Origin of the sequence: Streptomyces javensis (genome assembly GCF_039525925.1) — a bacterium.
GTDB lineage: Bacteria > Actinomycetota > Actinomycetes > Streptomycetales > Streptomycetaceae > Streptomyces > Streptomyces asiaticus.
The window spans coordinates 15,325-38,833 of record NZ_BAAAIF010000046.1 but is presented as its reverse complement, the minus strand read 5'-3'; the positions used below and the strand labels follow the sequence as shown (position 1 = coordinate 38,833).

The window sequence follows — 23,509 nt, the reverse complement described above, 5'->3', positions numbered from 1 at the left end:
CGTGGCCGTCATCGCCACGGTGGGACAGTTCGTGCGATAGCCGTCCCCGACACGAGCCGGTCGTGACCGGATCCGCATACGCGGAAGCCCGGTCGGCAGCTGGGCGACCGGGCTTGTGAACCGCGTTGAAGGGCCTGGCTCGGGGTGCCACCCGGGTCGGGCCCTTCAGTGTTGACACGAGGAATATACCGAACCCATGTCGCTATGGAGCCGGTTCCGCCGCTTGGGCGGTTCCGGCCGGCGGCGGGGCCGCCCGCGAGGGGCCGCCCCGGAGGGGCCCCTTCCGGAAAGGTCCGCCCCGGGGGTGTCAGCCCCCGATCGCCGACATCGGCCGGTCCGGCTGGAGGAACGACGGGTCATCGAGCCCGGATCCGGCCTTCTTGCCCCACATCGCCAGCCGCCACAGCCGGGCGATCTCCTCGTCCGGGGCGCCGGAGCGCAGCGCTCCGCGCAGATCGGACTCCTCGCGCGCGAAGAGGCAGGTGCGCACCTGCCCGTCGGCGGTCAGCCGGGTCCGGTCGCAGGTGCGGCAGAACGGGCGGGTGACCGAGGCGATGACGCCGACCCGGGCCGGGCCGCCGTCGACCAGCCAGCGCTCGGCGGGCGCGGAGCCGCGCTCCTCCTCGCCCTCGGGCGTGAGGGTGAAGCGGGTGCGCAGACTGGCCAGGATGTCCCCGGCGGTGATCATGCCGTCGCGCTTCCAGCCATGCTGCGCATCGAGCGGCATTTGCTCGATGAAGCGCAGCTCATACTCCTTTTCCAGGGCCCAGGCGAGCAGCTCGGGCGCCTCGTCGTCGTTGAGCCCGGGCATCAGCACGGCGTTGACCTTCACCGGGGTCAGCCCGGCGGTGTGCGCCGCGTCCAGGCCCCGCAGCACATCGCCATGGCGCTTGCGCCGGGTGATGGCCTGGAAGACCTCAGGACGCAGGGTGTCGAGCGAGACATTGACCCGGTCCAGGCCCGCGTCGCGCAGGGCCCGGGCGGTGCGTTCCAAACCGATGCCGTTGGTGGTGAGCGACATCCGGGGGCGCGGGTCGAGCTCCGCGCAGCGCTCCACGATGCCGACCAGACCGGGGCGCAGCAGTGGCTCACCGCCGGTGAAGCGGACCTCGGTGATCCCGAGCTCGGTGACGGCGATCCGGATCAGCCGGACTATCTCGTCGTCGCTGAGCAGATCCGGTTTGGCGAGCCATTGCAGGCCCTCTTCCGGCATGCAGTAGGTGCAGCGCAGATTGCAGCGATCGGTCAGGGAGACACGCAGGTCGTTGGCTACGCGACCATAGGTGTCGATCAGCATGGTGGCGGCCCCTCCACGGTTGGCGTGCGTGCACTGCTCAATTCTCTCGCAGCGTACGTGACGGGTGTGACATGGAGGGGCCGCGCGGGTGGGAGTGGCTGGTCAGTGGGCTCCGTGCCCGGTGAGCGAGCGCACCTCCAGCTCGGCGTACTTCTCCTTGTCGGGCTGTTCCTTTGAGACGATCGTGCCCAGCCAGCCGAGCAGGAAGCCCAGCGGGATGGAGATCAGTCCGGGGTTCTCCAGCGGGAACCAGTGGAAGTCCACGTCCGGGAACATCGAGGTCTCCTTGCCCGAGACGACGGGCGAGAAGAGCACCAGGAAGACCGACGAGATCAGTCCGCCGTAGATGGACCACAGCGCGCCCTGGGTGGTGAAGCGTTTCCAGAAGAGGCTGTACAGGATGGTCGGCAGGTTGGCGGAGGCGGCGACCGCGAAGGCCAGTGCCACGAGTCCGGCGACGTTGAGATCTCGTGCGAAGACCCCGAGGACGACGGCGACGGTGCCGATGCCGAGGGTGGCCCAGCGCGCGGCCGAGATCTCCTCGTCCTGGGTCGCCTTGCCCTTGCGGATGACGTTGGCGTACAGGTCGTGGGCGAAGGACGACGAGGAGGCGAGGGTGAGTCCGGCGACCACGGCGAGGATCGTCGCGAACGCCACCGCGGAGATCACCGCGAGCAGGATGGCGCCGCCCGTGGAGTCCGGTCCGCCGCCGATCTCCTCGGCGAGCAGGGGGGCGGCGGTGTTGCCCGACTTGTTGGAGGCGATGATGTCGTCGTGCCCCAGCAGCGCGGCGGCGCCGAAGCCCAGCGCGATGGTCATCAGGTAGAAGAGGCCGATGATGCCGATGGCCCAGTTGACCGAGTTACGGGCGGCCCGGGCGGTGGGCACGGTGTAGAACCGGATGAGGATGTGCGGCAGGCCCGCGGTGCCCAGGACCAGGGCGATACCGAGCGAGATGAAGTCCAGCTTGGTGGTGGCGTTGACCCCGTACTTCAGCCCCGGCTCCAGGAACGACTCCCCGATGCCGCTGTTCTTGGCGGCCTCGCCGAGCAGCTCGGAGATGTTGAAGTTGAACTTCAGCAGCACCAGGAAGGTGATCAGCAGCGTGCCCGCGATCAGCAGCACGGCCTTGACCATCTGCACCCAGGTGGTGCCCTTCATACCGCCGATGGTGACGTAGAGCATCATCACGACGCCCACGAGGACGACGATGAGGATCTTCCCGGCCTCGCTGGTGATGCCCAGCAGCAGGGAGACCAGCACCCCCGCGCCCGCCATCTGCGCCAGCAGGTAGAAGATCGAGACCACGATGGTGGAGACGCCCGCGGCGGTGCGCACCGGGCGCTGGCGCATCCGGTAGGCGAGCACGTCGCCCATCGTGTAGCGGCCGGAGTTGCGCAGCGGCTCGGCGACCAGCAGCAGGGCCACCAGCCAGGCGACGAGGAAGCCGATCGAGTACAGGAAGCCGTCGTAGCCGGAGAGCGCGATGGCGCCGGCGATGCCGAGGAAGGACGCGGCGGACATGTAGTCGCCGGAGATGGCCAGGCCGTTCTGGAAGCCGGTGAACTGGCGGCCGCCGGCGTAGAAGTCGGTGGCGTTCTTGGTCTGCCGGCCGGCCCAGACGGTGATGGCCAGGGTCGCCACGACGAAGACCGCGAAGAGCGTGACGATCAGCGGCCGGTTGTCCGAGGCGCTCTCGGCCGCGAGCACGTGGAGGCTCATGCGCGCTCCTCCAGACGGGACTTGATGGCCTGGGCGCGGGGGTCCAGCTTGGCGGCGGCGTGCCGGGAGTACCACCAGGCGATGAGGAAGGTGGTCAGGAACTGGGCCAGCCCGAACACCAGGGCCACATTGATGTGGCCCACGACCTTGGTGCCCATGAACCCGCCCGCGTAGTTGGACAGCAGGACGTAGAGCAGGTACCAGCTGACGAACGCGATGGTGAGCGGGAAGGCGAACGAGCGGTGGGCACCGCGCAGTTCGCCGAACTCCGCGCTCGCTTGCACCTCGGCGTAGGCAGAACGGTCAAGTTGCCGCTGATCGTCGGGGCGATCGTTGGCCGGTGCGGTATCCACGGTCTCTCCTGGTGAGTGGGTCCGACGGGGATGAATACGGCGTCGAGAGTGATCCAGATCACGCATGGTAGGGCGACGCGGACCCGTACGACAGGGGCCGGTTGATTGAAAGACGGATAAGAATTCCGGGGAGGGATCGGCTCCGGGTACTGTGGCGGGTTTTCTTCCGGAATGCATTGATGTCCGACCTTGATCAGCGATAGCTTCCTTCGTCATGTACCCGCCCAGCCGCGGACGGCGTTCGGGCGGCCCGCAAGGATGAAGTGGAGACCCCATGGCTCATCTGAGATCGGCTCCTCCAAGACCCGGACGGCGGGTTTTTGACGGCCCGTCGGCTTCGCACCACCCGTTCACCACTCCCCGCCGTCCTTGCCCCGGTTCCGCGGCGTCCCGGGCCGTCGAGGCGGCGCGCGGGAGCCGCGCCACGAGGGCGCGCACATTCGCTTGTGCGGATGACCCCGGCCGAACCGCCGCCGTTGACGCGGCCCGCCGGACCGCCGCCCGCGCCCGGGGGCTCCACGTCCCCCGAGTGGCGCGCTGAGCGCGCGTCCGCGCCCCCGGTCCGGAACGCTGGCGATCCAGCCCGGTCCGCCCGCCCAGAGCCTCCTCATCCACCTCGAGACCCATCTCGAGAGAACCGTCGAGAGAACCGGAGTACCCATGACGCCGCGCCGCACCTCCCTGCCGCTGCGCACCGCCGCGATACCCGCCGCCATGGCGCTCACCACCGCGCTGGCCTTCCTGCCCACCACCGCCACCGCGCTCGGCCGGGACGGCCACGCCGCCGCGGCGGCCGCGGCCGACGGCCCGTCCCTGAGCTATGTCGTCAACACCCGCCCGGGGCAGGACCCGTCCCGGATCCGCAAGGCCATCGCCCAGGCCGGCGGCACGGTCGTCGTGTCCTACGACCGGATCGGCGTCATCGTCGTCCACTCCGCCAACCCGGACTTCGCCAAGACCGTCCGTAAGGTGCGCGGCGTCACCTCCGCCGGGAACACCCGCACCGCCCCGCTGCCCGCCCAGTCCACCGACGACATCGACACGCCGAAGCTGCTGAGCGAGAAGCAGCGGCAGGCGGTGGCGGCCAAGGCGAAGGCCGGGCAGGACCCGCTGGAGCCGTTGCAGTGGGATCTGCCGGCGATCAAGGCGGACAAGGCGCACGAGAAGAGCCTGGGCAGCCGTAAGGTCACCGTCGGGGTCATCGACACCGGTGTGGACGACACCCACCCCGATCTGGCGCCGAACTTCGACCGTAAGGCGTCCGTCAACTGTGTGACGGGCAAGCCGGACACCGCTGACGGCGCCTGGCGGCCGAGCGCCGAGGAGTCCCCGCACGGCACGCATGTGGCCGGCGAGATCGCCGCCGCGAAGAACGGCATCGGCGTCACCGGTGTGGCCCCGGGCGTCAAGGTCTCCGGGATCAAGGTGTCCACGACGGCCGGGTTCTTCTACACCGAGGCGGTCGTCTGCGGCTTCGTCTGGGCCGCCGAGCACGGCGTGGACGTCACCAACAACAGCTATTACACCGACCCGTGGTACTTCAACTGCACCACCGACCCGGACCAGAAGGCCCTGGTCGAGGCGGTGCGCCGGGCCTCCTCGTACGCCGAGCGCCGGGGCGTGGTCAATGTGGCCGCGGCGGGCAACGAGAACTACGACCTGACCTCGGACAAGATCACCGACCCCTCCAGCCCCAACGACACCACCCCCGGTGACCGGGAGGTGGACCCGAGCGTCTGCCTGGACATCCCGACCCAGCTGCCGGGCGTCGTCACGGTCGCCTCGACCGGCGCCAAGGCGCTCAAGTCCTCGTTCTCCAACTACGGTCTGGGGATCATCGACATCGCGGCCCCCGGCGGCGACAGCACCGCCTACCAGAAGCCGGAGCCCCCGGCCACCAGCGGCCTGATCTACAACACGCTGCCGGGCGGGCAGTACGGCTACATGGCGGGCACGTCGATGGCCTCGCCGCATGTGGCCGGTGTCGCGGCGCTCATCAAGAGCACCCATCCGCACGCCTCCGCGGGGCAGGTGAAGGCGCTACTCAAGGCCGAGGCCGATGACCTGGCCTGCCCGACGCCGTACGACATCGACGGCGACGGCACGGTCGACGCGGTGTGCGAGGGCGGCAAGCGGTACAACGGCTTCTACGGCGCCGGGCTCGCGGACGCCCTGGACGCCGTCGAGAAGTGACCGGCTGACACAATGCACGGGCCGCCGGGGCGGAGCAGCCGCCCGGCGGCCCGTACGTGTTCCCATGAAGCCGCGAGAGGACCCCGTCCCGTGCACCACGACGCCCCCTGGGGACCGCTGCCGCCGCGGCCGGCCTTCTCGCTGCTGATCCGGTTCGTGCTGACCGTACTGCTGCTGCCGCTGTGGTGGGCGCTGATCGTGGTGATCTTCCTCGGCTTCATCGCCTTCGGAATCGTGGCCGAGATCCTTACGGTGATCCCCGGGTTCGAGAAGGGGTTCCTCGGGTTGATCGACAAGTTCGGGGACAGCGTGAAGATCTGGCCCGCCTGGTGCGTGACGCTCCCGGAGCTGCGGCACGAGGGCGACGCGGCCTTCTACCGGGCCCGGGTCGACAAGCGCGTCGCGGGCTGGACCGCCAAGGAACTGGCCGCCCAGAAGGCGAGGAAGGCCCCGCCGCCGGGCCCGCACGACATCCCCGTGCGCGAGTACCGCGGGGTGGGCGCGGGCTATGTGGTCGAGGCGGCGCGCGCCCGGGGTTGGGAGCTGAGCCATGACCGCCACTCGGACCCGCTGCGGGTGGTCAGGCTCAGGCGGCTGCCGGTCACGGGCTGACGAGCGCCCGTTCCGGCGCGGGGCGCGGGGCTCCCTCGCGCGTCGCCCCCGCCATCAGCAGCCACTGGGCGGCTGTATAGGTGGCCATGGTCCAGAACTGGGGCACCGGCGGCCGGGGCCAGTCGGCGAGCCCGGCCGCGATCAGGGTGTCGGAGAGCATGAACAGCGCCCCGCCGAGCCCGGTCCACGGACCCGCCCCGAGCGCGGCGAGCGCCATGACCGTCAGCAGCAGGCTGTAGCCCGCGAGGGGAAGCCGCAGATGCGCCGCGAGGCCGGGCCACAGCAGCGCCACCGTGCCCAGCCACGCGGCCCCGTACCCGGCGGCCGCCCAGGGCGCCGTACGGCGCCGCCCGGCGCGGGCGAACAGCGTCAGATAGCAGAGGTGCCCGGCCGCGAAGCACCCCATTCCGGCCAGGAACGCGGTCTCGCCGCCGATCTGGAGCAGCACATCGCCCCCGCAGCCGCACAGCAGCGCGGCCGGGAGCGGCCACGGCCCGCCGCGTGCCAGGGCCCATACGGCGAGCACGGGCATCAGGGCGGGCTTGGTGAGGTGGACGACGGTGGTGGCGTCCACCAGCAGCGCGCCCAGGTGAACGCCGGTCAGCAGCGCGAAGAGGGCCCGCAGGACCGTCGTCGCGCGCCCGGCGGCGGCCGTCACCGCGCGCTCTCGCCGACCGGCTCCGGCCGCCCGGCCTCCGGACCGGCCTCCGGACCGGCCCCCGGACCGGTCTCCGGACCGGTCTCAGGGCTGGTTTCCGGGGAACCGACCTCCCGCGTACCGGCCTCCGGGAGACCCGCCTCCGGGGCCCGCGCGGGTTGCCAGCCCGGCCCCCGGAAGACCCGGCCCGCCCGCTCGCGCCAGTCCCGCGCCGCCGCGATGTCACGGGCGATGGCCACGTACTCGTGCGTGGCCACGCGCAGCGGGTTGTAGGTGTCGATGTTCTTCGTCAGGCCGTAGACGGGCCGCTCGGTCTCGGGGACGAAGGATCCGAAGAGCCGGTCCCAGACGATGAGGATGCCCCCGAAGTTGCGGTCCAGGTAGCCGCCTTGGGAGGCGTGGTGGACGCGGTGGTGGGAGGGGGTGTTGAAGACGAACTCGACGGGGCGCGGCAGGGTGCCGATCCGCTCGGTGTGGATCCAGAACTGGTAGACGAGGTTCACCGACGAGCAGAAGGCCACCGCCGCCGGATGCACCCCGAGCGCGATCATCGGCACGTAGAACGGCCAGACGGTCCAGGTGGTCCACGGCTGCCGCAGGGCGGTGGTGAGGTTGAACTTGCGGCTGGAGTGGTGCACCACATGGCACGCCCACAGGATGCGGATGACGTGGTGCCCGCGGTGCGACCAGTAGTAGAAGAAATCCTGGGCGAGCAGCATCAGCGGCAGCGTCCACCACACCACCGGGACGCGCAGCGGGGTGAGTTCGTAGACGGCGGCGTAGATCGCCACAATCGGGATCTTCCACAGCAGATCGAAGACCAGACTGCCGAGCCCCATGCCGACACTGGTCGCGGCGTCCTTCGCCGCATAGCCCTCGGCGTCGTCATCGGGGTGGAAGCGGTAGCTCACCATCTCCACGACGGCGAGCAGCACAAAGGCCGGTATCGACCACATCACGGCATTGGGCAGGTGCGGCATGTCCGCAACATAGAACCGCCCGTAAGGCCGCCGCTAGGGGTAGTTACCAACAAGTATGGTAGATGCGGCGTCAACAACAGGTCTCGCCTCCGGCCGCATGGCCGATTAAGCTCCCCGCCTGTGCGCAGAGCCAGAGAACGGTTCCGGATCGGTGGCATAGCCTTCGCCTGCCTGCTGTCGGCGCTCACCACGGGGTGTTCCTCCGGATCGGGCGGCGATGACTCACCCTCAGCCCTGATGGACGCGGTGGGGCACATCTCGGTCGCGGGCGCGACGGGGGCCCAGGTCTCCTATCTCGACGCCGCCCGGGTGCGATCTCTGGAGAAGGGCGAGACGGGCGAGAAGGGCGATTCCCAGCGGTTCCGCGCCGTCGGCCAGGCGGGCAGTCCGCTGATGACGGGCTACCGCTTCAACGCCCACGCCTATGGCCTCGATCCAGCCATGATCGACACCGATGTGACCAATGGATACGCCGGACACTGGCAGGGCTCCTTCGACGCGGACCGCGTCACCGCCAAGCTCAAGGCGGGCGGCTTCGCCCGGCGCACCTGGCACGGCGAGACCGTCTGGGCGAAGGACGGGATCACCCTCCAGGTCGCCAAGGACGAGATCTCCTTCGGCTACGCCGGTAAGGATCTGTCGGCGGTGCGCCCGGCCAAGGGCAAGTCCGTGGCGGACGACCCGGACTACCGGGCGCTGGGCGACTGTCTGGGCGATGTCTACCGCGTCGACTTCGGCGGGAAGAACCCCAAGGAACCGGTGCGCCTCTCGGCCACCGGTCAGCTGGCGAAGTCGGCGAAGCGGACATCCGGGGTCATCTGCGCCCTCACCGACGGCAAAAGGACCGCCGAACGGGCCGCCGACCGCCTGAAGTCCGTCATCCGCCAGCGGGCCCCGCGCTTCGACGGCGCCAAGGTGACGGTTCTCACCGGGGATTCGCCCGGAGTGAAGGTGACGGTGCCCGACCGCCCGGGCGACAAGCGCGCCGGCCGCCTCCTCATCAGCGACGTCGACCTGCAACTGGCCCTGCCCAAGCTCTGACCCGCCACGTACCGGCTCCTACCCGCCGCGTACAGGTCCTGACCCGTCACGTACAGGTTCCGGCCCGCCGCGTACAGGTTCCGGCCCGCGATGTACGCGCTCCGATCCGCCGCCCGGCCCGACGCCCCGTCAACCCCGGGGCGGCGTACGTCCCGACCGGCCCGCCGGTCGGGGTTGTCGGTGACGGCCCGTATCCTCATTGACCATGCTCGAAGACCCCACGGCAGCCGCCCCGCACCTCGCCCCGCCGTCCGCCTGGCCGGCCACCTATCCGCAGGGGTACGCGGTCGTCGACGTGGAGACCACCGGCCTCGCCCGCGACGACCGGATCGTCTCCGCGGCGGTCTATCAGCTCGACGCCCGGGGCGCGGTGCAGGACCACTGGTACACGCTGGTCAATCCGCAGCGCGATCCCGGCCCGGTGTGGATCCACGGCCTGACGGAGGAGATGCTGGCGGACGCCCCGCGCTTCCCCGAGATCGCCGCGGAGCTCTCCGAGCGCCTGGCCGACCGCGTCCTGGTCGCGCACAACGCCGCCTTCGACTGGTCGATGCTCGCCCGCGAGTACGCCCGCACCCGCGGCGCCGCGCCCGTGCGGCAGCGGCTGTGCACCATCGCCCTCTCCAAGGAGCTGGGCCTGCCGCTGCCCAACCACAAGCTGGAGACCCTCGCCGCGCACTACGGAGTGGTCCAGCGGCGCGCCCACCACGCACTGGACGACGCGCGGGTGCTCGCCGAGACCTTCCGGCCCAGCCTCCACCGGGCCGCCGAGGCCGGGCTGCGGCTGCCCCTGCTCGCCTGCCAGCCGCTCACGGAGTGGTCCGAGGGACCGGCCATCGGCCGTCAGCGTTCGTATCGGCAGACCTGGCGCCCCAGCCGCAAGCGCCCCGCCTGCCCGTACCCCAACCCCGGGCGCTACGAGCCGGGCGGGCAGCTGGTCCAGGGGATGCGGGTGGCGTTCTCCGGTGACACCTCCGTGGACCGCGAGCTGCTGGAGGACCGGGCCGTCGAGGCCGGGCTGCACGTGGCCACCAGCGTCTCCCGGCTCACCAGCGTGCTGGTCACCAACGACCCCGAGTCGCCCACGTCCAAGACCACCAAGGCCCGCTCCTTCGGCACGCCGGTCATCGACGAGGCGGCCTTCATGCAGCTCCTCCAGGACGTCACCCCCGCGCCGCCGACAAACAGGTGAAGTCGGCGCGACGCGCCCGCCCGCCGCTCGCTCGCCACCGCGCGGCCCCGCACGCTGAGGCGCATGGCACGTTGTGAGGTCTGCGGAAACGACTACCGGATGACATTCGAAGTGCACGCACAGGGCAATGTGCACGTCTTCGACTGCTTCCAGTGCGCCATCCACCGCATGGCGCCCATTTGCGAGCACTGCCGGGCCCAGATCATCGGGCAGGGCGTGGAGGCCGACGGCCAGTTCTACTGCTGTGCGCACTGCGCTCGGGCGGAGGGGAAGGTGGGCATCGTCGACCATGTGTGAACCCGGCCACCTGCGTGGATTGTCCCGGGGCGCCCCCAGCGGCCGAGGGACAATCCACGCCGAGTAGGGTCAAGGATGTGTACCGCTTCCTGTTGACCCGGCAGTGGGTGATCCTCACACTCGTGGCCCTGGCCCTGATCCCGACGATGATCAGGCTGGGTTTCTGGCAGCTGCACCGCCATGAGCACCGGGTCGCGCAGAACCAGCTGATCGGGGACAACCTCGACGCCCCGGCCGTCGCCGTCGAGAAGTTCACCGCCCCCGGCCGTACGGTCCCCCGCGACGACACCTGGCGCACGGTGACCGCCACCGGCACCTATGACACCGCCCATGAGGTCGTCGTGCGCCAGCGCACCGGCTCCGACGAGCAGTCCATCGGCTACTTCGTCCTCACCCCGCTGCTGCTCCCGGACGACCGCGCGGTGCTGGTCAACCGGGGCTGGATCCCGGCGGGCACGGACCTCACCAAGTTCCCCAAGGTCCCCGCCGCGCCCTCCGGCAAGGTCACCGTCACCGGCCGGCTGAAGGCCGACGAGACCACCGGCAACAGCGGCATCAAGGACAAGCAGGGGCTGCCGCCCCGCCAGGTCTCGCTGATCAACAGCGAACAGCAGGCGAAGGCGCTGTCCCGGCCCGTCCTCGGCGGCTACATCGAGCTCACCTCGTCCTCCCCCAAGGGCGGCAAGCAGCCCCAGCCGGTCGCCGCGCCCAACCACAGCGACATCGGCCCGCATATGGCGTACGCGGTCCAGTGGTGGCTGTTCTCCGCCGGTGTGCCCATCGGCTGGTTCGTGCTGGCCCGCCGCGAGCGCCGGGACCGCGCCGCCGAGGCCGCGAAGGCGGCGGCGACGTCGGAGAAGGTCCCCGCCGCGGCCGCCGCGGACTAAGCGGTCCGCAGGACGTGCCCCACCATGCCGTCGCTCGTCCGCGACGCCGTCGTGGCTGGTCGCGCCCCGCGGCGGAGCCGCGTATCTATACAGCCCCGCACCCCTTCGGGCGCGTCCGAACCGCGGCCGACTTCCGCCGATCCGCTTCTGGTAGCGGGGAGCGGCCCAGCGGATCCTGACCGGGCAGGGGCCTAGAATCCCGCTTCCCCGGGAAAGCGCCCGACATGGCCCAGCACATCGACGACTACGCCCTCATCGGTGACCACCAGACGGCGGCACTGATCAGCCGCCATGGCTCGATCGACTGGCTGTGCCTGCCCCGCTTCGACTCCCCCGCCTGCTTCGCCGCGCTCCTCGGCGACCGCGACAACGGCCACTGGCGGCTCGCCCCCAAGGGCGCGGGCGCCTGCACCAGCCGCGGCTACCGCGACGACTCCCTCGTCCTGGAGTCGGTCTGGGAGACGGAGACGGGCACGGTCAAGGTCATCGACTTCATGCCGCAGCGCGACCGAGCCCCCGACGTCGTGCGCATCGTCGAGGGCGTCTCCGGCAGCGTCGAGATGCTCGGTGTCCTGCGGCTCCGCTTCGACTACGGGCGGGTCGTCCCCTGGGTGCGCCGCACCGACGGCCACCGGATCGCGATCGCCGGGCCGGACTCCGTATGGCTGCGCTCGGAGCCCGAGGTACGCACCTACGGCGAGGACTTCAGCACCCGCTCCGAGTTCACCGTCTCGGCCGGGGACCAGGTGGCCTTCGTGCTCACCTGGCACCCCTCCCACGAGCCCCGCCCACGGCTCATCGACCCGTACCGCTCCCTCCACGCCAGCCTGGAGGACTGGCGCGGCTGGGCCGCCCGCTGCCGCTACGAGGGCCCGTACCGGGATGCCGTCATGCGCTCCCTGATCACCCTCAAGGCGCTCACCTACGCCCCGAGCGGCGGGATCGTCGCGGCCCCCACCACCTCGCTGCCCGAGCGGCTGGGCGGGGTCCGCAACTGGGACTACCGCTACTGCTGGCTGCGCGACTCCACGCTCACCCTGAACGCCCTGCTCCGCGCCGGCTACCACGACGAGGCCGTCGCCTGGCGCGACTGGCTGCTGCGGGCGATCGCCGGCGACCCGGCCGAGTTGCAGATCATGTACGGCCTGGCGGGCGAGCGCCGGGTCCATGAGCAGGAGCTGAGCTGGCTGGAGGGGTACGAGCGCTCGACCCCGGTCCGGGTCGGCAACGACGCGGTCGACCAGCGCCAGCTCGACATCTACGGCGAGGTGCTCGACACCCTCCACCTCGCCCGCGCCTCCGGGCTGCCCGCCGAACCGCACGCCTGGAAGATCCAGACCGCGCTGATGGACTTCCTGGAGTCGGCCTGGCGCGACCCCGACGAGGGGCTGTGGGAGGTCCGCGGGCCCCGCCGCCACTTCGTCCACTCCAAGGTCATGGCGTGGGTGGCCGCCGACCGCGCCGTCCGCGCGATGGAGGCCGACCCGCGGCTGGGCGGGGACGCGAACCGCTGGCGCGCGATGCGCGACGCCGTCCACCGCGAGGTCTGCGAGAAGGGCTACGACCCCGAGCGGTCCACCTTCACCCAGTCCTACGGCTCGGCCGAGCTGGACGCCGCGACCCTGCTCATCCCGCGCGTGGGCTTCCTCCCCGCCACCGACCCCCGTGTCCTCGGCACCATCGACGCGATCCGCCGCGAACTCAGCGAGGACGGCCTGATCCGCCGCTACACCACCGACGGCGGCGTGGACGGCCTCCCCGGCTCCGAGGGCGCCTTCCTCGCCTGCTCCTTCTGGCTCGCCGACGCCCTCCAGCTGGCCGGCCGCCACAAGGAAGCCCGAGCCCTCTTCGAACGCCTCCTCGCGCTCCGCAACGACGTCGGGCTGCTCGCCGAGGAGTACGACCCGGCCACCGGTCGGCAGCTCGGCAACTTCCCGCAGGCGTTCAGCCACATCGGACTGGTGGGGACCGCCCTCACCCTCGCGGAACGGCCCAGGGCAGACTGACCCCATGGATCTTGGACTCAAAGACCGGGTGTACATCGTCACCGGGGCCACCCGCGGGCTGGGGCTCGCGACCGCCCGTGAGCTGATCGCCGACGGTGCGAAGACCGTCATCACCGGCCGCGACGCCGATACGGCGGCCGCCGTCGCCGCCGACCTCGGGCCGAACGCGGTCGGGGTCGCCGCCGACAACGCCGACCCCGAGGCGGCGGCCCGCCTCATCGCCACCGCCCGGGAGCGGTTCGGCGGCTTCGACGGCGTCCTCATCAGTGTCGGCGGCCCGCCGGCCGGGCTGACCGCCGACATCACCGACGCCCAGTGGCAGGCCGCCTTCGACTCCGTCTTCCTCGGCGCCGTCCGCCTCGCCCGCACCGCCGCGGAGCAGCTCCCCTCCGGGGGCGTGATCGGCTTCGTCCTCTCCGGCTCCGTCCGCGAGCCGATCCCCGGCCTCACCGTCTCCAACGGCCTGCGCCCCGGCCTCGCGGGCTTCGCCAAGTCCCTCTCCCTCGAGGTCGGCCCCCGCGGCATCCGCGTCGTGGGCCTCCTCCCGGCCCGCATCGACACCGACCGCGTGCGCGAGCTCGATTCCCTCTCCGGCGACGCGGATGCCGCGCGGGAGCGGAACGCGGCGGCGATCGCGCTGCGGCGGTATGGGACGCCCGAGGAATTCGGGAAGGCCGCGGCGTTCCTGCTCTCGCCTGCGGCGTCGTATCTGACCGGGGTGATGCTTCCGGTGGACGGCGGGGCGCTCCACAACATCTGAGGGGCTTGGGGGTGGGCCTACGGGGCCTGGGCCTGGGCACGGTGCGGCCACGAGGCTCCGCCCACGGCCTGGGCACGGTGCGGCTACGAGGCTCCGCCCAAGGCCCGGGCACGGTGCGGCCACGGAGCTCCCGCCCAAGGCCTGGGCACGACACGGCCACGAGGCTCCGCCCAAAGCCTGGGCACGGTGCGGCCACGAGGCTCCACCCACGGCCTGGGCACGGTACAGCCACGAAGCTCCCACCCAAGCCTGGGCACGACACGGCCACGGGACTCCCGCCCACGGCCCGGGCACGGTACAGCCACGAGGCTCCGCCCACGGCCTGGGCATGGTGCGGCCACGGGGCTCCCGCCCAAAGCCTGGGCACGGTACAGCCACGGCACTCCCGCCCACGGCCGGCCGGGGCACGATACGGCCACCAGGCCGAAGACCCGGGCATGGTGCGGCCGGACGCCGAGCGCGGGCCGTGGGCGCCTCTGGCGGGGATTCCCCCACCCCGCCCCTTCCCGAAACCATGGGGCTCCGCCCCCTAGACCCCCACCGGGGCTCCGCCCCGGACCCCGCTCCTCAAACGCCGGAGAGGCTGGCTTTCCGGCCAAGCCCGCCCCCAGCCCGACACCCGCCCCGCCGGTGCCCCCGACCGACCCGTCAGGCGGGCACCGAACCGCGCTGAGTCAGGCCCGGCCGGTCCCCTGCCCGGCCCCTCCGGCTGTCTCCGGCCTCTCCGGCTCCCTCCAGCCCCTCCGGCGTTTGAGGAGCGGGGCCGGGGGCGGCGCCCCAACAGGGCTCGTGGGACGAAGCCCCAACGGGAGGCGGGGCCGCAGCCCCAGCCGGGGGTCGTGGGGGCGGAGCCCCCGGGGGGCATGGGGGCGGAGCCCCGGGGGTCGTGGGGACGGAGCCCCGGGGGTCGTAGGGGCGGAGCCCCGGGGGTCGTAGGGGCGGAGCCCCGGGGGTCGTAGGGGCGGAGCCCCGGGGGTCGTAGGGGCGGAGCCCCGGGGGTCGTAGGGACGGAGCCCCCTGGTTTCGGGGAGGGGCGGGGTGGGGAAGGCCCTGCGAAGGCGGGCGCGCGCGGCGCGCATCGGCCGGTCGCAGGGTTATCGCGCCCGCTCCGCCCCATGCCGGGCCACCCTCAGCCGCACCTCCGCCGGGAGGGCTCCCAGGCCCGCCGACGTGCGGGCGCGTTCCAGGGCCTCCGCCCGCACCGCGTCCAGAGTCGCCAGCGGGTCCGCCCGCGCCTCCAGGGCCAAGCCCATCCGGGCCTCCGGTGTCGTCCGGCGGCCCCGCAGCAGCACATGGGCGCGCTCCACGCCGTCCAGCGACTCCGCGTCCGACAACAACGCGGCCTCCAGGGCGCGGCCCCGGAGCAGGGCGCCCTCGCCGTCGCCCGTCTCCACGAGCACTTCCTGGAGGCGGCGCCGTCGGAGCTGGACCAGGAACCAGCACAGCGAAAGCACGAACAGCACCGCAAGCGCCGCGATGACGGCCGGCCAGAACCATCCGGTGTCCCGCCACCGCGTGCGGTCCGCCCGGCTGAGCAGCACATCGTCGCGGCCGTCGAACGGCGGCCACCCGGCCAGGATCACCGCGCCCGCAGCGGCCAGCACCAGACCCACGAGCCCCAGCAGCACCCGGTTGACGACACTCAGCATGGCGTGCTCACCCCTTCGACTTCGCCGAGCGCCGTACGCGGACGGAGAGGGCGGGCGGCCGGGCCAGACCCAGTTGGCGGATGCCCTCGTGGAGGGCGGCGTCCAGATCCGCGCGTACCTCGTCGAGATCGCGGAAGTGGGCCAGCGCGCGGGCCCTGATCCGCCGCCGGCCGACGTCCACACGGGCCGACCGGACACCGGGCACCTCCATCGCCCGGTCCCGCAGCACCAGCCCCGCCGACGTTCGGTCGATTCCCGCTCGAATGGCGGCCTCAGCTTCCGCCCCCACCCCCGCCCCCGACTCCGGCGCGCGCATCGGCAGCAGCCCTCGCAGCCCCGGCGCCATCGCCATGACCACCATCCACACCCCCAGCGCGGCCAGCAGCGCCGCCCCGGCCACCATCCAGGCGTTGTCCAGGGGCCGAGCGGCGAGTTCATCGGCGAGCCAGTCCCGCCACCGCATGGCGCGCCACCCCGAGCGCACCGCCGCCACGTCGTACAGCAGCAGCCCACTGACCGCGGCGATGGCCAGGGCGACGATCCCCGCCGGTACCCGCCGCTCGGACCAGAACCGCCGGACGCGCCCGGGCGGATCCCCGTCCCCGGCACCGGGACCGGCGCCCGTCCCCGCCCTCGCGCCGTACGCCGACGCCGAGGTGGACTGACGCATCTTCTGGTCCGCGTTCATCGCACCCTGTCCCTCCCCCGACGCGCCCTGCGCTCCGGGCGCTCCCACCGCGGCACATGCAGCCGTTCGACCGTCACCGCGACCTCGGGCACCTCCATGCCCGTCATCTCGCCTACCCGTTCGATCACCTGACGACGCACCGCACCGCAGTGCGCGCCGATGTCCGAGGGATAGCCGAGCTCGACGGCGACCCGGACGCGGGCGACGCCCCCGCGTACCGCGGCGACCGCGTACGGCCGCGCCGCGCCGACGACATCGGCGAGGGCGACCTCACCGGGGTTCACACCAGGGTTCGCACCGGGGCTGTCACCGGGGTTCACACCTGGGTTCACACCGGCATGCGCACGGGCATTCGCACCCGCGTCCGCACCGCCGCCCACACCGGAATCCGCCGCGCCGCCGCCCCGCAACGCCTCCCGCGCCGCCTGCGAGGCGATCTTCGCGACGACCCGGTCCGCGATCCGCGTCGCGCCCCGCTCACCCGGCTCCACCACGGCACGTCCTTACGGTCGTCATGGCGTTCACCGCGGCCGTCCGTCACGGCCACGGGAACGGAAGAAGTCGCCCGGTTCCAGATCACCGTCCAGGAACCGGCCGACGATGAACCCGACGGCTCCCAACGCCGCCACCAGCAGAAAGGCCCCGAATCCACCGAAGTAACCTGCGAAAGCCAGCGCCATTCCCGCGATCATCCCGACCACGGCCATGCTCATCGTGTGCTCCTTCGCTGGAGCCGACCGGAACCGCTGCCGGCCTACTGGAGCCGCGGCTCCGGCGATTCCTCTTCCTCGTCCGGCAACTTCACATCGCTGACCGCGATATTGACCTCGACGACCTCGAGGCCGGTCATCCGCTCGACCGCCGCGATCACGTTCTCCCGTACGGCCCGTGCGACATCGGCGATGGAGACGCCGTAGTCCACCACGATCTCCAGGTCGAGGGCCGTCTGTACCTCCCCCACCTCCGCCTTCACCCCACGGGTGACCGAACGGCCGCCGGGCACCCGGTCCCGTACGACCCCGAAGGTACGCGCGAGGCCGCCGCCCATCGCGTGGACGCCGACCACATCGCGGGCCGCCATACCCGCGATCTTCTCGACGACGCCGTCGGCGATGGTGGTGCGCCCCCGCAGGGCCGGGTCGCCCCCGCCCCGCCGGGGCCGATCGGTGGCGGCGCCCACCGAGGCGGTGCCGGGCCCGGCGCCCAGCGTCTTGGGCGTACCGGCGGCGGGTTCCGTTGCGGGGTTCTCGGGTCGGTTCCGTGGTGCGGTCTCGGACATCACCGATCGTCCCTTCCGAGGCGAAGAGCGGGGGAAGCGATTTCCACTCGCTCTATTGCCACCTTAAAGGGGCATTCCCCGAACCGCTTCGGAGATGCGGCACTCGCGCGATCGATGCGGCAGGCTGAGAGCGGTAGGGCTCACGTCCGTACGGCGGTAAGGGGTGACGCGGTGGTCGCGGACCGGCTCGCGCAGACCGTAAGGGAGCAATTGCGGCTCGGTCGGCTGCTGCCCCTGGGCGCGCGGGAGGACGGTTCCTGGATCACCGAACGCGCGGCGGGCGATGTGCTCGGGCGGGCCGCCGCCGCGGTCCCCGGCGCGCGTCTGGGCGCGCTGCGGATCGGACCCGCCGACCCCGACTCCGTGGGGACGCCCGCGGTGCCGCCCCCGCCGAGCGCCCTGTCGCCGGGGCCCCTGCGCGTCACGGCGGAGTGCGGGGCGACGCTGGAGGAACCGCTTCCGGTGACGGCGGACCGGCTGCGCGAGGTACTGCTCGACGCGGCGACGGACCGGCTCGGTCTGCTGGTGGAGGCGGTGGACATACGGGTGACGGAGGTGCTGGACGAGCTCCCGGCCCGGCCCCCGGAGACCCCGCGCCCCCACCGGATCGACAGCCCCGCCACCGGCCCCGGCCCCGACCCCGCCACCGCTGCCGTCGCCCGTGCCGCCACCTCCGTGCCCGGCGTCGCGCGGCTCGCACCGGTGCTGGGCTCGCCCCGGGCCGTGCGGATCGAGGGGGCGCACATCCGGATCGAGCTGGCCGTGGCGGCGGGTCACCGTGCCGTGGACGTGGCGAGGGCGGTACGAGTGGCGGTGGCGGAAGCCGCCCCGCCCCCGGGGGACCAGCCGCCCACGGTGGCCGTCCTCGTCGCGGCCGTGGAGCCCTGACCGGGAGCCCAGCCCCGACCGTTCACTTCTCGGCGTACTTCCGCAGCCCCTCGACCGTGCGCTCCAGCTCCTCGACCCGGTCGGCCAGTTGCTCGGTCCGCGCCTCGAGCTGGCGGTTCTTGCGATGCATCTCCAGGAACACATTGACCTTCGTCCGCAGCAGCCACGGGTCGAAGGGCTTGGTGAGGAAGTCGGCGGCGCCGATCGCATAGCCCCGGTAGGCGTAGTCGGAGTCGGCGTCGGTCCCGGTCAGCAGGATGATCGGGACGTCCTTGGTCTGGTCGAGCCGCTTGATGTTGGCGGCGGTCTCGAAGCCGTCCATGCCCGGCATCAGCACATCGAGCAGTACGACGGCGAAGTCCTGCCGCAGCATCGCCTTCAGTGCCTCCTCGCCGGAGCGGGCGCGGACGAGCTGCTGATCGAGCGGGCCGAGGACGGCCTCCAGCGCGATCAGGTTCTCCTCCATGTCGTCGACGATGAGGATTCCGGCCTTCTCGGACACGCTCGTAGTCATCTCTCCCCCTGCCTCGGCCTCGGCGGACCGGTCTCGGCAGGCGCGGCGCCCTCTCCGGACCCGCCCTCAGCGGATACGGCGGTGTCACCGTCGGACCCGCCGGACCCGTCAGAGCCGGCGGACCCGTCAGAGCCGGCGGACCCGTCGGACCCGCCGGACGTGGCGTCACCGCTCCCGGGCTCGTCCGGCTCCCCCACCTCACCGTCCGGATCGAGCAGATCGAGGATCGCCGACATCAGCCGGTCGACGTCCACGGGCTTGGGGACATAGCCATTGGCGCCGCTGTCGATGGCCTTCTCCCGGTCGCCGGGCATGACCTTCGCGGTGAGGGCGAGGATCGGCACCTCGGCGAGCCGCGGTGTGCTCCGGATGGCCCGGATCGTCTCGTACCCGTCCATCTCCGGCATCATCACGTCCATCAGGACCAGCGAGACGTCCGGGTTGCGGTGCAGCACCTCGAGCCCCTCGCGGCCGTTCTCCGCGTACTTCACCGTCATGCCGACCCGGCCCAGCACGTGCGTGAGCGCGAAGACGTTCCGGATGTCGTCGTCGACGATCAGGATGCGGCGGCCGTTCAGCACCTGGCCGGGGCGTCCGCGCTGCCACTCCTTGAGCTGGGTGGTCCCCGGCCAGCCGTCGTCGTGGTCCTCGCCCTCGCCCTCGGCCTCCCGCTCGCTCCCGGCCCCGGCCTCCGCCCCGCCGCCCGGGGCCCGGACGGCGAGCCGGCTGGCGACCAGGCTGTCCGCCTCGCCGAAGACCCCGCTCGGGGCGTGGTCGGCGGTGTCCGGCAGCGTCTCGTCCGAGGCGGGGGCGGCCGCCGGGACGGAGGAGCCGGTGGCCCTGGGGTCCGAGGGGTCGGGGGCCGGGGCGACGCCGCTGTAGTGCGCGGGGACGTAGAGGGTGAAGCGGGAGCCGACGCCCAGTTCGCTCTCGGCCACGATCCGGCCGCCCAGCATTCCGGCGATCTCCCGGCTGATGGACAGGCCGAGGCCCGTCCCGCCGTACTTCCGGCTGGTGGTGCCGTCGGACTGCTGGAACGCCTCGAAGATCACCGGCAGCTTCTCCGGCGGGATGCCGATACCGGTGTCGGTGACGGAGAACGCGATGACCGCGTCCGCGGCCCGCAGCGTCTCCTCCTCGAACTGCGCTCCCGGGGTGCGCTCGACGCGCAGCGTCACCCCGCCCGAGGAGGTGAACTTCAGGGCGTTGGAGAGCAGATTGCGCAGGATCTGCTGGAGCCGCTGCTCGTCGGAGAACATCTCGCGCGGTACGTCCTCGCCGACCGCGATCTCGAACGACAGGCCCCGGTCGGCGGCGAGCGGCCGGAAGGTGGCGTTCACATAGTCGAGGATCTTGACCAGCGGCAGCTTCTTCGGACGGACGTCCATCCGGCCGGCCTCGATCTTCGACAGATCCAGGATGTCGTTGATCAGCTGGAGCAGATCGGAGCCGGAGCGGTGGATGGTGGCGGCGAACTGCACCTCCTGGGGGGACAGCCGGTCCTCGGGGTTGTCGGCGAGCAGCCGGGCCAGGATGAGCAGCGAGTTCAGCGGGGTGCGCAGCTCATGCGACATGTTGGCCAGGAACTCGGACTTGTACTGGGATGCGGTCGCCAGCAGTGCGGCCTTCTCCTCCAGCTCCGCGTTGGAGCGCTGGAGCTCGTTCGAGCGCTGGCGCAGCTCGGTGGTGAGCCGCTGGGACTCGGAGAGCAGCGACTCGGTGCGGGCGTTGGCGATGATGGTGTTGATCGAGACGCCGATGGTGTTGACGAACTGGTCGATGAAGGCCAGGTGGACCTCGCTGAACCGGCTGAACGAGGCCAGCTCGATCACTCCGAGCACCTGGTCCTCGTAGAGGATCGGCAGGATCACCACGCTGGCCGGGAGCGCGGAGCCCAGCCCGGAGTCGATGGTGATGTAGTCGGGCGGGACGTCGGTGATGAGGATCCGCTTCTTCTCCACCGCCGCCTGGGCGACCAGCCCGCGACCCCTGGGGCCGGGCCGCGGCGTCTGGCCGTCGCCACCGACCGCGTCCTGATCGGTGCCGTATCCGGCGATGAGCTCGAGCCCCTCACCGGGCCTGGCGCCGGCCGCGGTGAGGAAGAACGCCCCGAACTGCGCGTTGACCAGCGGGGTCAGCTCGCTCAGGATCAGATCGGCGACCTCGACCAGATCGCGGTGGCCCTGCATCAGCGAGGCGATACGGGCCAGGTTGGACTCCAGCCAGTCCTTCGCGCGGGTGGTCTCGCGGAGGTTGGCGACCATCAGATTGACGTTGTTCTTCAGCTCGGCGACCTCGCCCTGCGCCTCGACCGAGATGGACCCGGACATATCGCCCTGGGCGACGGCGGACGCGACCTCGGCGATCGCGCGCACCTGGGTGGTCAGATTGAGGGCCAGCTCGTTCACGCCGGTGGTCAGCCGCTTCCAGGTGCCGAAGACGCCCTCGACCCGGGCCTGGCCGCCCAGCCGGCCCTCGCTGCCGACCTCGCGCGCCACCCGGGTCACCTCGTCGGAGAACGAGGAGAGCGTGTCGACCATGGTGTTGATGGTGGTCTTCAGCTCGAGGATCTCGCCGCGCGCGTCGACGTCGATCTTCTTGCTCAGATCGCCCTTCGCCACGGCGGTGGCCACCTGGGCGATGTTGCGGACCTGGGACGTCAGGTTGGACGCCATGAAGTTCACGTTGTCCGTGAGGTCCTTCCAGACCCCGGACACGCCCGGCACTCCGGCCCGGCCGCCCAGCTGACCCTCGGTGCCCACCTCGCGGGCCACCCGCGTCACCTCGTCGGCGAACGAGCGCAGCTGCTGGACCATGGTGTTCACGGTGTCCTTGAGCTCCAGGATCTCGCCCCGGGCATCGACCGTGATCTTCTTCGACAGATCGCCGTTGGCGACCGCCGTGGTGACCTGGGCGATGTTGCGGACCTGGGAGGTCAGGTTCAGGGCCATGAAGTTGACGTTCTCGGTGAGGTCCCGCCAGACCCCGGAGACGCCGCGCACCTGGGCCTGACCGCCCAGGTTGCCCTCGGTGCCCACCTCGCGGGCCACCCGCGTCACCTCGTCGGCGAAGGACGACAGCCGGTCCACCATGGTGTTGATCGTCGACTTCAGCTCGAGGATCTCGCCCTTGGCCTCCACCGTGATCGTCTTGCTCAGATCGCCCTCCGCCACGGCGGTGGCGACCTGGGCGATGTTGCGGACCTGGGAGGTCAGGTTGTCCGCCATGAAGTTGACGTTCTGCGTCAGGTCCTTCCAGACCCCGGAGACGCCGCGGACCTGGGCCCGGCCGCCCAGCCTGCCCTCGGTGCCCACCTCGCGGGCCACCCGCGTCACCTCGTCGGCGAAGGCGGACAGCTGGTCGACCATGGTGTTGATCGTCGACTTGAGCTGGAGGATCTCGCCCCTCGCATCCACGGTGATCTTCTGCGAGAGATCACCGGTGGCGACCGCCGTGGTCACCTGGGCGATGTTGCGGACCTGGGAGGTCAGGTTGGACGCCATGAAGTTGACGCTGTCCGTGAGGTCCTTCCAGACCCCGGAGACGCCGCGCACCTGGGCCCGGCCGCCCAGCTCGCCCTCGGTGCCCACCTCGCGGGCCACCCGCGTCACCTCGTCGGCGAACGCGCCCAGCTGGTCGACCATGGTGTTCACGGTCAGCTTGAGCTCCAGCAGCTCGCCGGTGGCCTCGACCGTCACCTGGCGGGTGAGGTCACCGCGGGCGACCGCGGTGGTCACCTCGGCGATGTCACGGACCTGCGCGGTGAGCCGGGAGGCCATGGTGTTGACGGCCTCCGTCACCATGCGCCAGTCGCCGGAGAGCCCCTGCACCTTGGCGCGGCCGCCCAGCCGTCCCTCGGTGCCGACCTCGCGGGCGATCCGGGTCAGCTCGCCGGTGAACAGCGACAGCTGGTCCACCGTGCGGTTCACCCCGCGCCCCAGCCGCCGCAGATCGCCGCGGAGCTGGCGGTTGCCGTCGTGCAGATCCACCCGCTGGGTCAGATCGCCGGACGCGATCGCGTCGAGCACCCGCGTGGCGTTGGACACCGGGCCGACCAGGGCGTCCACCAGCTGATTGGCCGCGTCCACATTGGTGGCCCAGGCCCCCTGGCCGGGGCTCGCGGTGATCCGTTCGTCCAGCCTGCCCTGGCGCACCACCTCGCGGCGCACCCGGTGCAACTCGCCGGACAGATGCGCGTTGCGCACCGCGAGCTGGTTGAAGACCCCGGCCATCTCGCCGACCAGGCCCTCGAGCGAGGTGTCGGCACGGACGGAGAAATCACCGTCACACAAGGCGTTCATCGCCGCCAGCAGGGATCGCAGCTCGGCCGTGGACGCGGTCTCCTCACCGCGCGCCGGGCCGGGCGGCCGAGCGTTCTCCGGACATTCCACGGTCGGGGCCGGGGAAGTGTCGGTGGTGATCGGGTCGAGAGCCATGGCGTCGTCCCTTAAAGATCATTCATATCCCCCTGTCTGTCATAATATGGCACCTAG

The 23,509-nt window shown here is 71.7% G+C and carries 21 protein-coding genes; 9 read left to right on the top strand and 12 right to left on the bottom strand.

All coding sequences use genetic code 11. The features are described from left to right. Positions 1 to 307: 307 nt before the first annotated feature. The 3 genes from moaA to ABD329_RS32045 all read right to left on the bottom strand — a co-directional run bounded on the left by moaA (position 308) and on the right by ABD329_RS32045 (position 3,372). Positions 308 to 1,297, bottom strand: coding sequence for a GTP 3',8-cyclase MoaA (moaA, locus tag ABD329_RS32055; protein WP_198277420.1), 990 nt, complete (start codon positions 1,295 to 1,297; stop codon positions 308 to 310). Positions 1,298 to 1,399: 102 nt separating this feature from the next. Then, positions 1,400 to 3,019, bottom strand: a complete 1,620-nt coding sequence (locus tag ABD329_RS32050; protein ID WP_198277421.1) for a solute symporter family protein — start codon at positions 3,017 to 3,019, stop codon at positions 1,400 to 1,402. Further along, complete coding sequence (locus ABD329_RS32045; protein ID WP_198277422.1) at positions 3,016 to 3,372, bottom strand: DUF485 domain-containing protein; 357 nt, start codon at positions 3,370 to 3,372, stop codon at positions 3,016 to 3,018. The genes ABD329_RS32050 and ABD329_RS32045 overlap by 4 nt, the downstream gene beginning before the upstream one ends. Before the next feature lie 660 nt (positions 3,373 to 4,032). Here ABD329_RS32045 and ABD329_RS32040 point away from each other — a divergent pair. Together ABD329_RS32040 and ABD329_RS32035 are read left to right on the top strand one after the other, a co-directional pair. After that, on the top strand, positions 4,033 to 5,565 hold the full coding sequence (locus ABD329_RS32040; protein WP_246618483.1) for a S8 family peptidase: 1,533 nt from the start codon (positions 4,033 to 4,035) through the stop codon (positions 5,563 to 5,565). Between the two features lie 90 nt (positions 5,566 to 5,655). Next, positions 5,656 to 6,177 (top strand): hypothetical protein, encoded by a 522-nt coding sequence (locus ABD329_RS32035; RefSeq protein WP_198277423.1) that lies wholly within the window; start codon positions 5,656 to 5,658, stop codon positions 6,175 to 6,177. Here the strand turns inward: ABD329_RS32035 and ABD329_RS32030 are convergent. Beyond that, positions 6,167 to 6,835, bottom strand: a complete 669-nt coding sequence (locus ABD329_RS32030; RefSeq protein ID WP_198277424.1) for a lysoplasmalogenase — start codon at positions 6,833 to 6,835, stop codon at positions 6,167 to 6,169. The genes ABD329_RS32035 and ABD329_RS32030 overlap by 11 nt on opposite strands. After that, positions 6,832 to 7,815: a sterol desaturase family protein gene (locus tag ABD329_RS32025; protein WP_198277425.1), complete on the bottom strand. Its 984-nt coding sequence runs from the start codon at positions 7,813 to 7,815 to the stop codon at positions 6,832 to 6,834. Before ABD329_RS32025 ends, ABD329_RS32030 begins: the two co-directional genes overlap by 4 nt. A 120-nt stretch (positions 7,816 to 7,935) precedes the next feature. Here ABD329_RS32025 and ABD329_RS32020 point away from each other — a divergent pair, with 120 nt between their 5' ends. The 6 genes from ABD329_RS32020 to ABD329_RS31995 all read left to right on the top strand — a co-directional run bounded on the left by ABD329_RS32020 (position 7,936) and on the right by ABD329_RS31995 (position 13,998). Further along, complete coding sequence (locus ABD329_RS32020; protein ID WP_309142730.1) at positions 7,936 to 8,856, top strand: hypothetical protein; 921 nt, start codon at positions 7,936 to 7,938, stop codon at positions 8,854 to 8,856. 205 nt (positions 8,857 to 9,061) lie between these two features. Beyond that, positions 9,062 to 10,048, top strand: a complete 987-nt coding sequence (locus ABD329_RS32015) for a DEDDh family exonuclease (protein WP_198277426.1) — start codon at positions 9,062 to 9,064, stop codon at positions 10,046 to 10,048. A gap of 63 nt (positions 10,049 to 10,111) precedes the next feature. Beyond that, on the top strand, positions 10,112 to 10,345 hold the full coding sequence (locus ABD329_RS32010) for a hypothetical protein (protein ID WP_037949523.1): 234 nt from the start codon (positions 10,112 to 10,114) through the stop codon (positions 10,343 to 10,345). A 77-nt stretch (positions 10,346 to 10,422) separates the two neighbouring features. Next, on the top strand, positions 10,423 to 11,232 hold the full coding sequence (locus ABD329_RS32005; protein ID WP_198277427.1) for an SURF1 family cytochrome oxidase biogenesis protein: 810 nt from the start codon (positions 10,423 to 10,425) through the stop codon (positions 11,230 to 11,232). A gap of 224 nt (positions 11,233 to 11,456) precedes the next feature. Continuing rightward, positions 11,457 to 13,238 (top strand): glycoside hydrolase family 15 protein, encoded by a 1,782-nt coding sequence (locus ABD329_RS32000; RefSeq protein ID WP_198277428.1) that lies wholly within the window; start codon positions 11,457 to 11,459, stop codon positions 13,236 to 13,238. Between the two features lie 4 nt (positions 13,239 to 13,242). After that, positions 13,243 to 13,998 (top strand): SDR family oxidoreductase, encoded by a 756-nt coding sequence (locus ABD329_RS31995; protein WP_344317278.1) that lies wholly within the window; start codon positions 13,243 to 13,245, stop codon positions 13,996 to 13,998. Between the two features lie 1,094 nt (positions 13,999 to 15,092). On the opposite strand, the gene amaP is transcribed toward ABD329_RS31995, so the two are convergent. Genes amaP through ABD329_RS31970 form a run of 5 tightly spaced genes read right to left on the bottom strand, consistent with a single transcriptional unit; the run spans position 15,093 to position 17,614 of the window. Continuing rightward, a complete protein-coding gene (gene amaP / locus ABD329_RS31990) occupies positions 15,093 to 15,647 on the bottom strand; it encodes an alkaline shock response membrane anchor protein AmaP (protein WP_198282450.1) in 555 nt (184 codons plus the stop codon). A 7-nt stretch (positions 15,648 to 15,654) separates the two neighbouring features. Then, a complete protein-coding gene (locus ABD329_RS31985; protein WP_344317277.1) occupies positions 15,655 to 16,335 on the bottom strand; it encodes a DUF6286 domain-containing protein in 681 nt (226 codons plus the stop codon). Then, positions 16,332 to 16,826 carry an Asp23/Gls24 family envelope stress response protein gene (locus ABD329_RS31980; RefSeq protein WP_198282288.1) on the bottom strand — a complete coding sequence of 165 codons (495 nt, stop codon included), beginning with the start codon at positions 16,824 to 16,826 and terminating at the stop codon, positions 16,332 to 16,334. The genes ABD329_RS31985 and ABD329_RS31980 overlap by 4 nt, the downstream gene beginning before the upstream one ends. A 30-nt stretch (positions 16,827 to 16,856) precedes the next feature. After that, entirely contained in the window at positions 16,857 to 17,048 is a 192-nt protein-coding gene (locus tag ABD329_RS31975; protein WP_020872298.1) for a hypothetical protein, read from the bottom strand. 41 nt (positions 17,049 to 17,089) lie between these two features. After that, entirely contained in the window at positions 17,090 to 17,614 is a 525-nt protein-coding gene (locus ABD329_RS31970) for an Asp23/Gls24 family envelope stress response protein (protein ID WP_198282287.1), read from the bottom strand. A gap of 171 nt (positions 17,615 to 17,785) precedes the next feature. Here ABD329_RS31970 and ABD329_RS31965 point away from each other — a divergent pair, with 171 nt between their 5' ends. After that, entirely contained in the window at positions 17,786 to 18,502 is a 717-nt protein-coding gene (locus tag ABD329_RS31965) for a nucleopolyhedrovirus P10 family protein (RefSeq protein ID WP_344317275.1), read from the top strand. Between the two features lie 22 nt (positions 18,503 to 18,524). On the opposite strand, the gene ABD329_RS31960 is transcribed toward ABD329_RS31965, so the two are convergent. Both ABD329_RS31960 and ABD329_RS31955 read right to left on the bottom strand, forming a co-directional pair. After that, positions 18,525 to 19,016, bottom strand: coding sequence for a response regulator (locus ABD329_RS31960; protein WP_198282366.1), 492 nt, complete (start codon positions 19,014 to 19,016; stop codon positions 18,525 to 18,527). Continuing rightward, positions 19,013 to 23,452 carry a HAMP domain-containing protein gene (locus ABD329_RS31955; protein ID WP_344317273.1) on the bottom strand — a complete coding sequence of 1,480 codons (4,440 nt, stop codon included), beginning with the start codon at positions 23,450 to 23,452 and terminating at the stop codon, positions 19,013 to 19,015. The genes ABD329_RS31960 and ABD329_RS31955 overlap by 4 nt, the downstream gene beginning before the upstream one ends. Between the last annotated feature and the right edge of the window lie 57 nt (positions 23,453 to 23,509).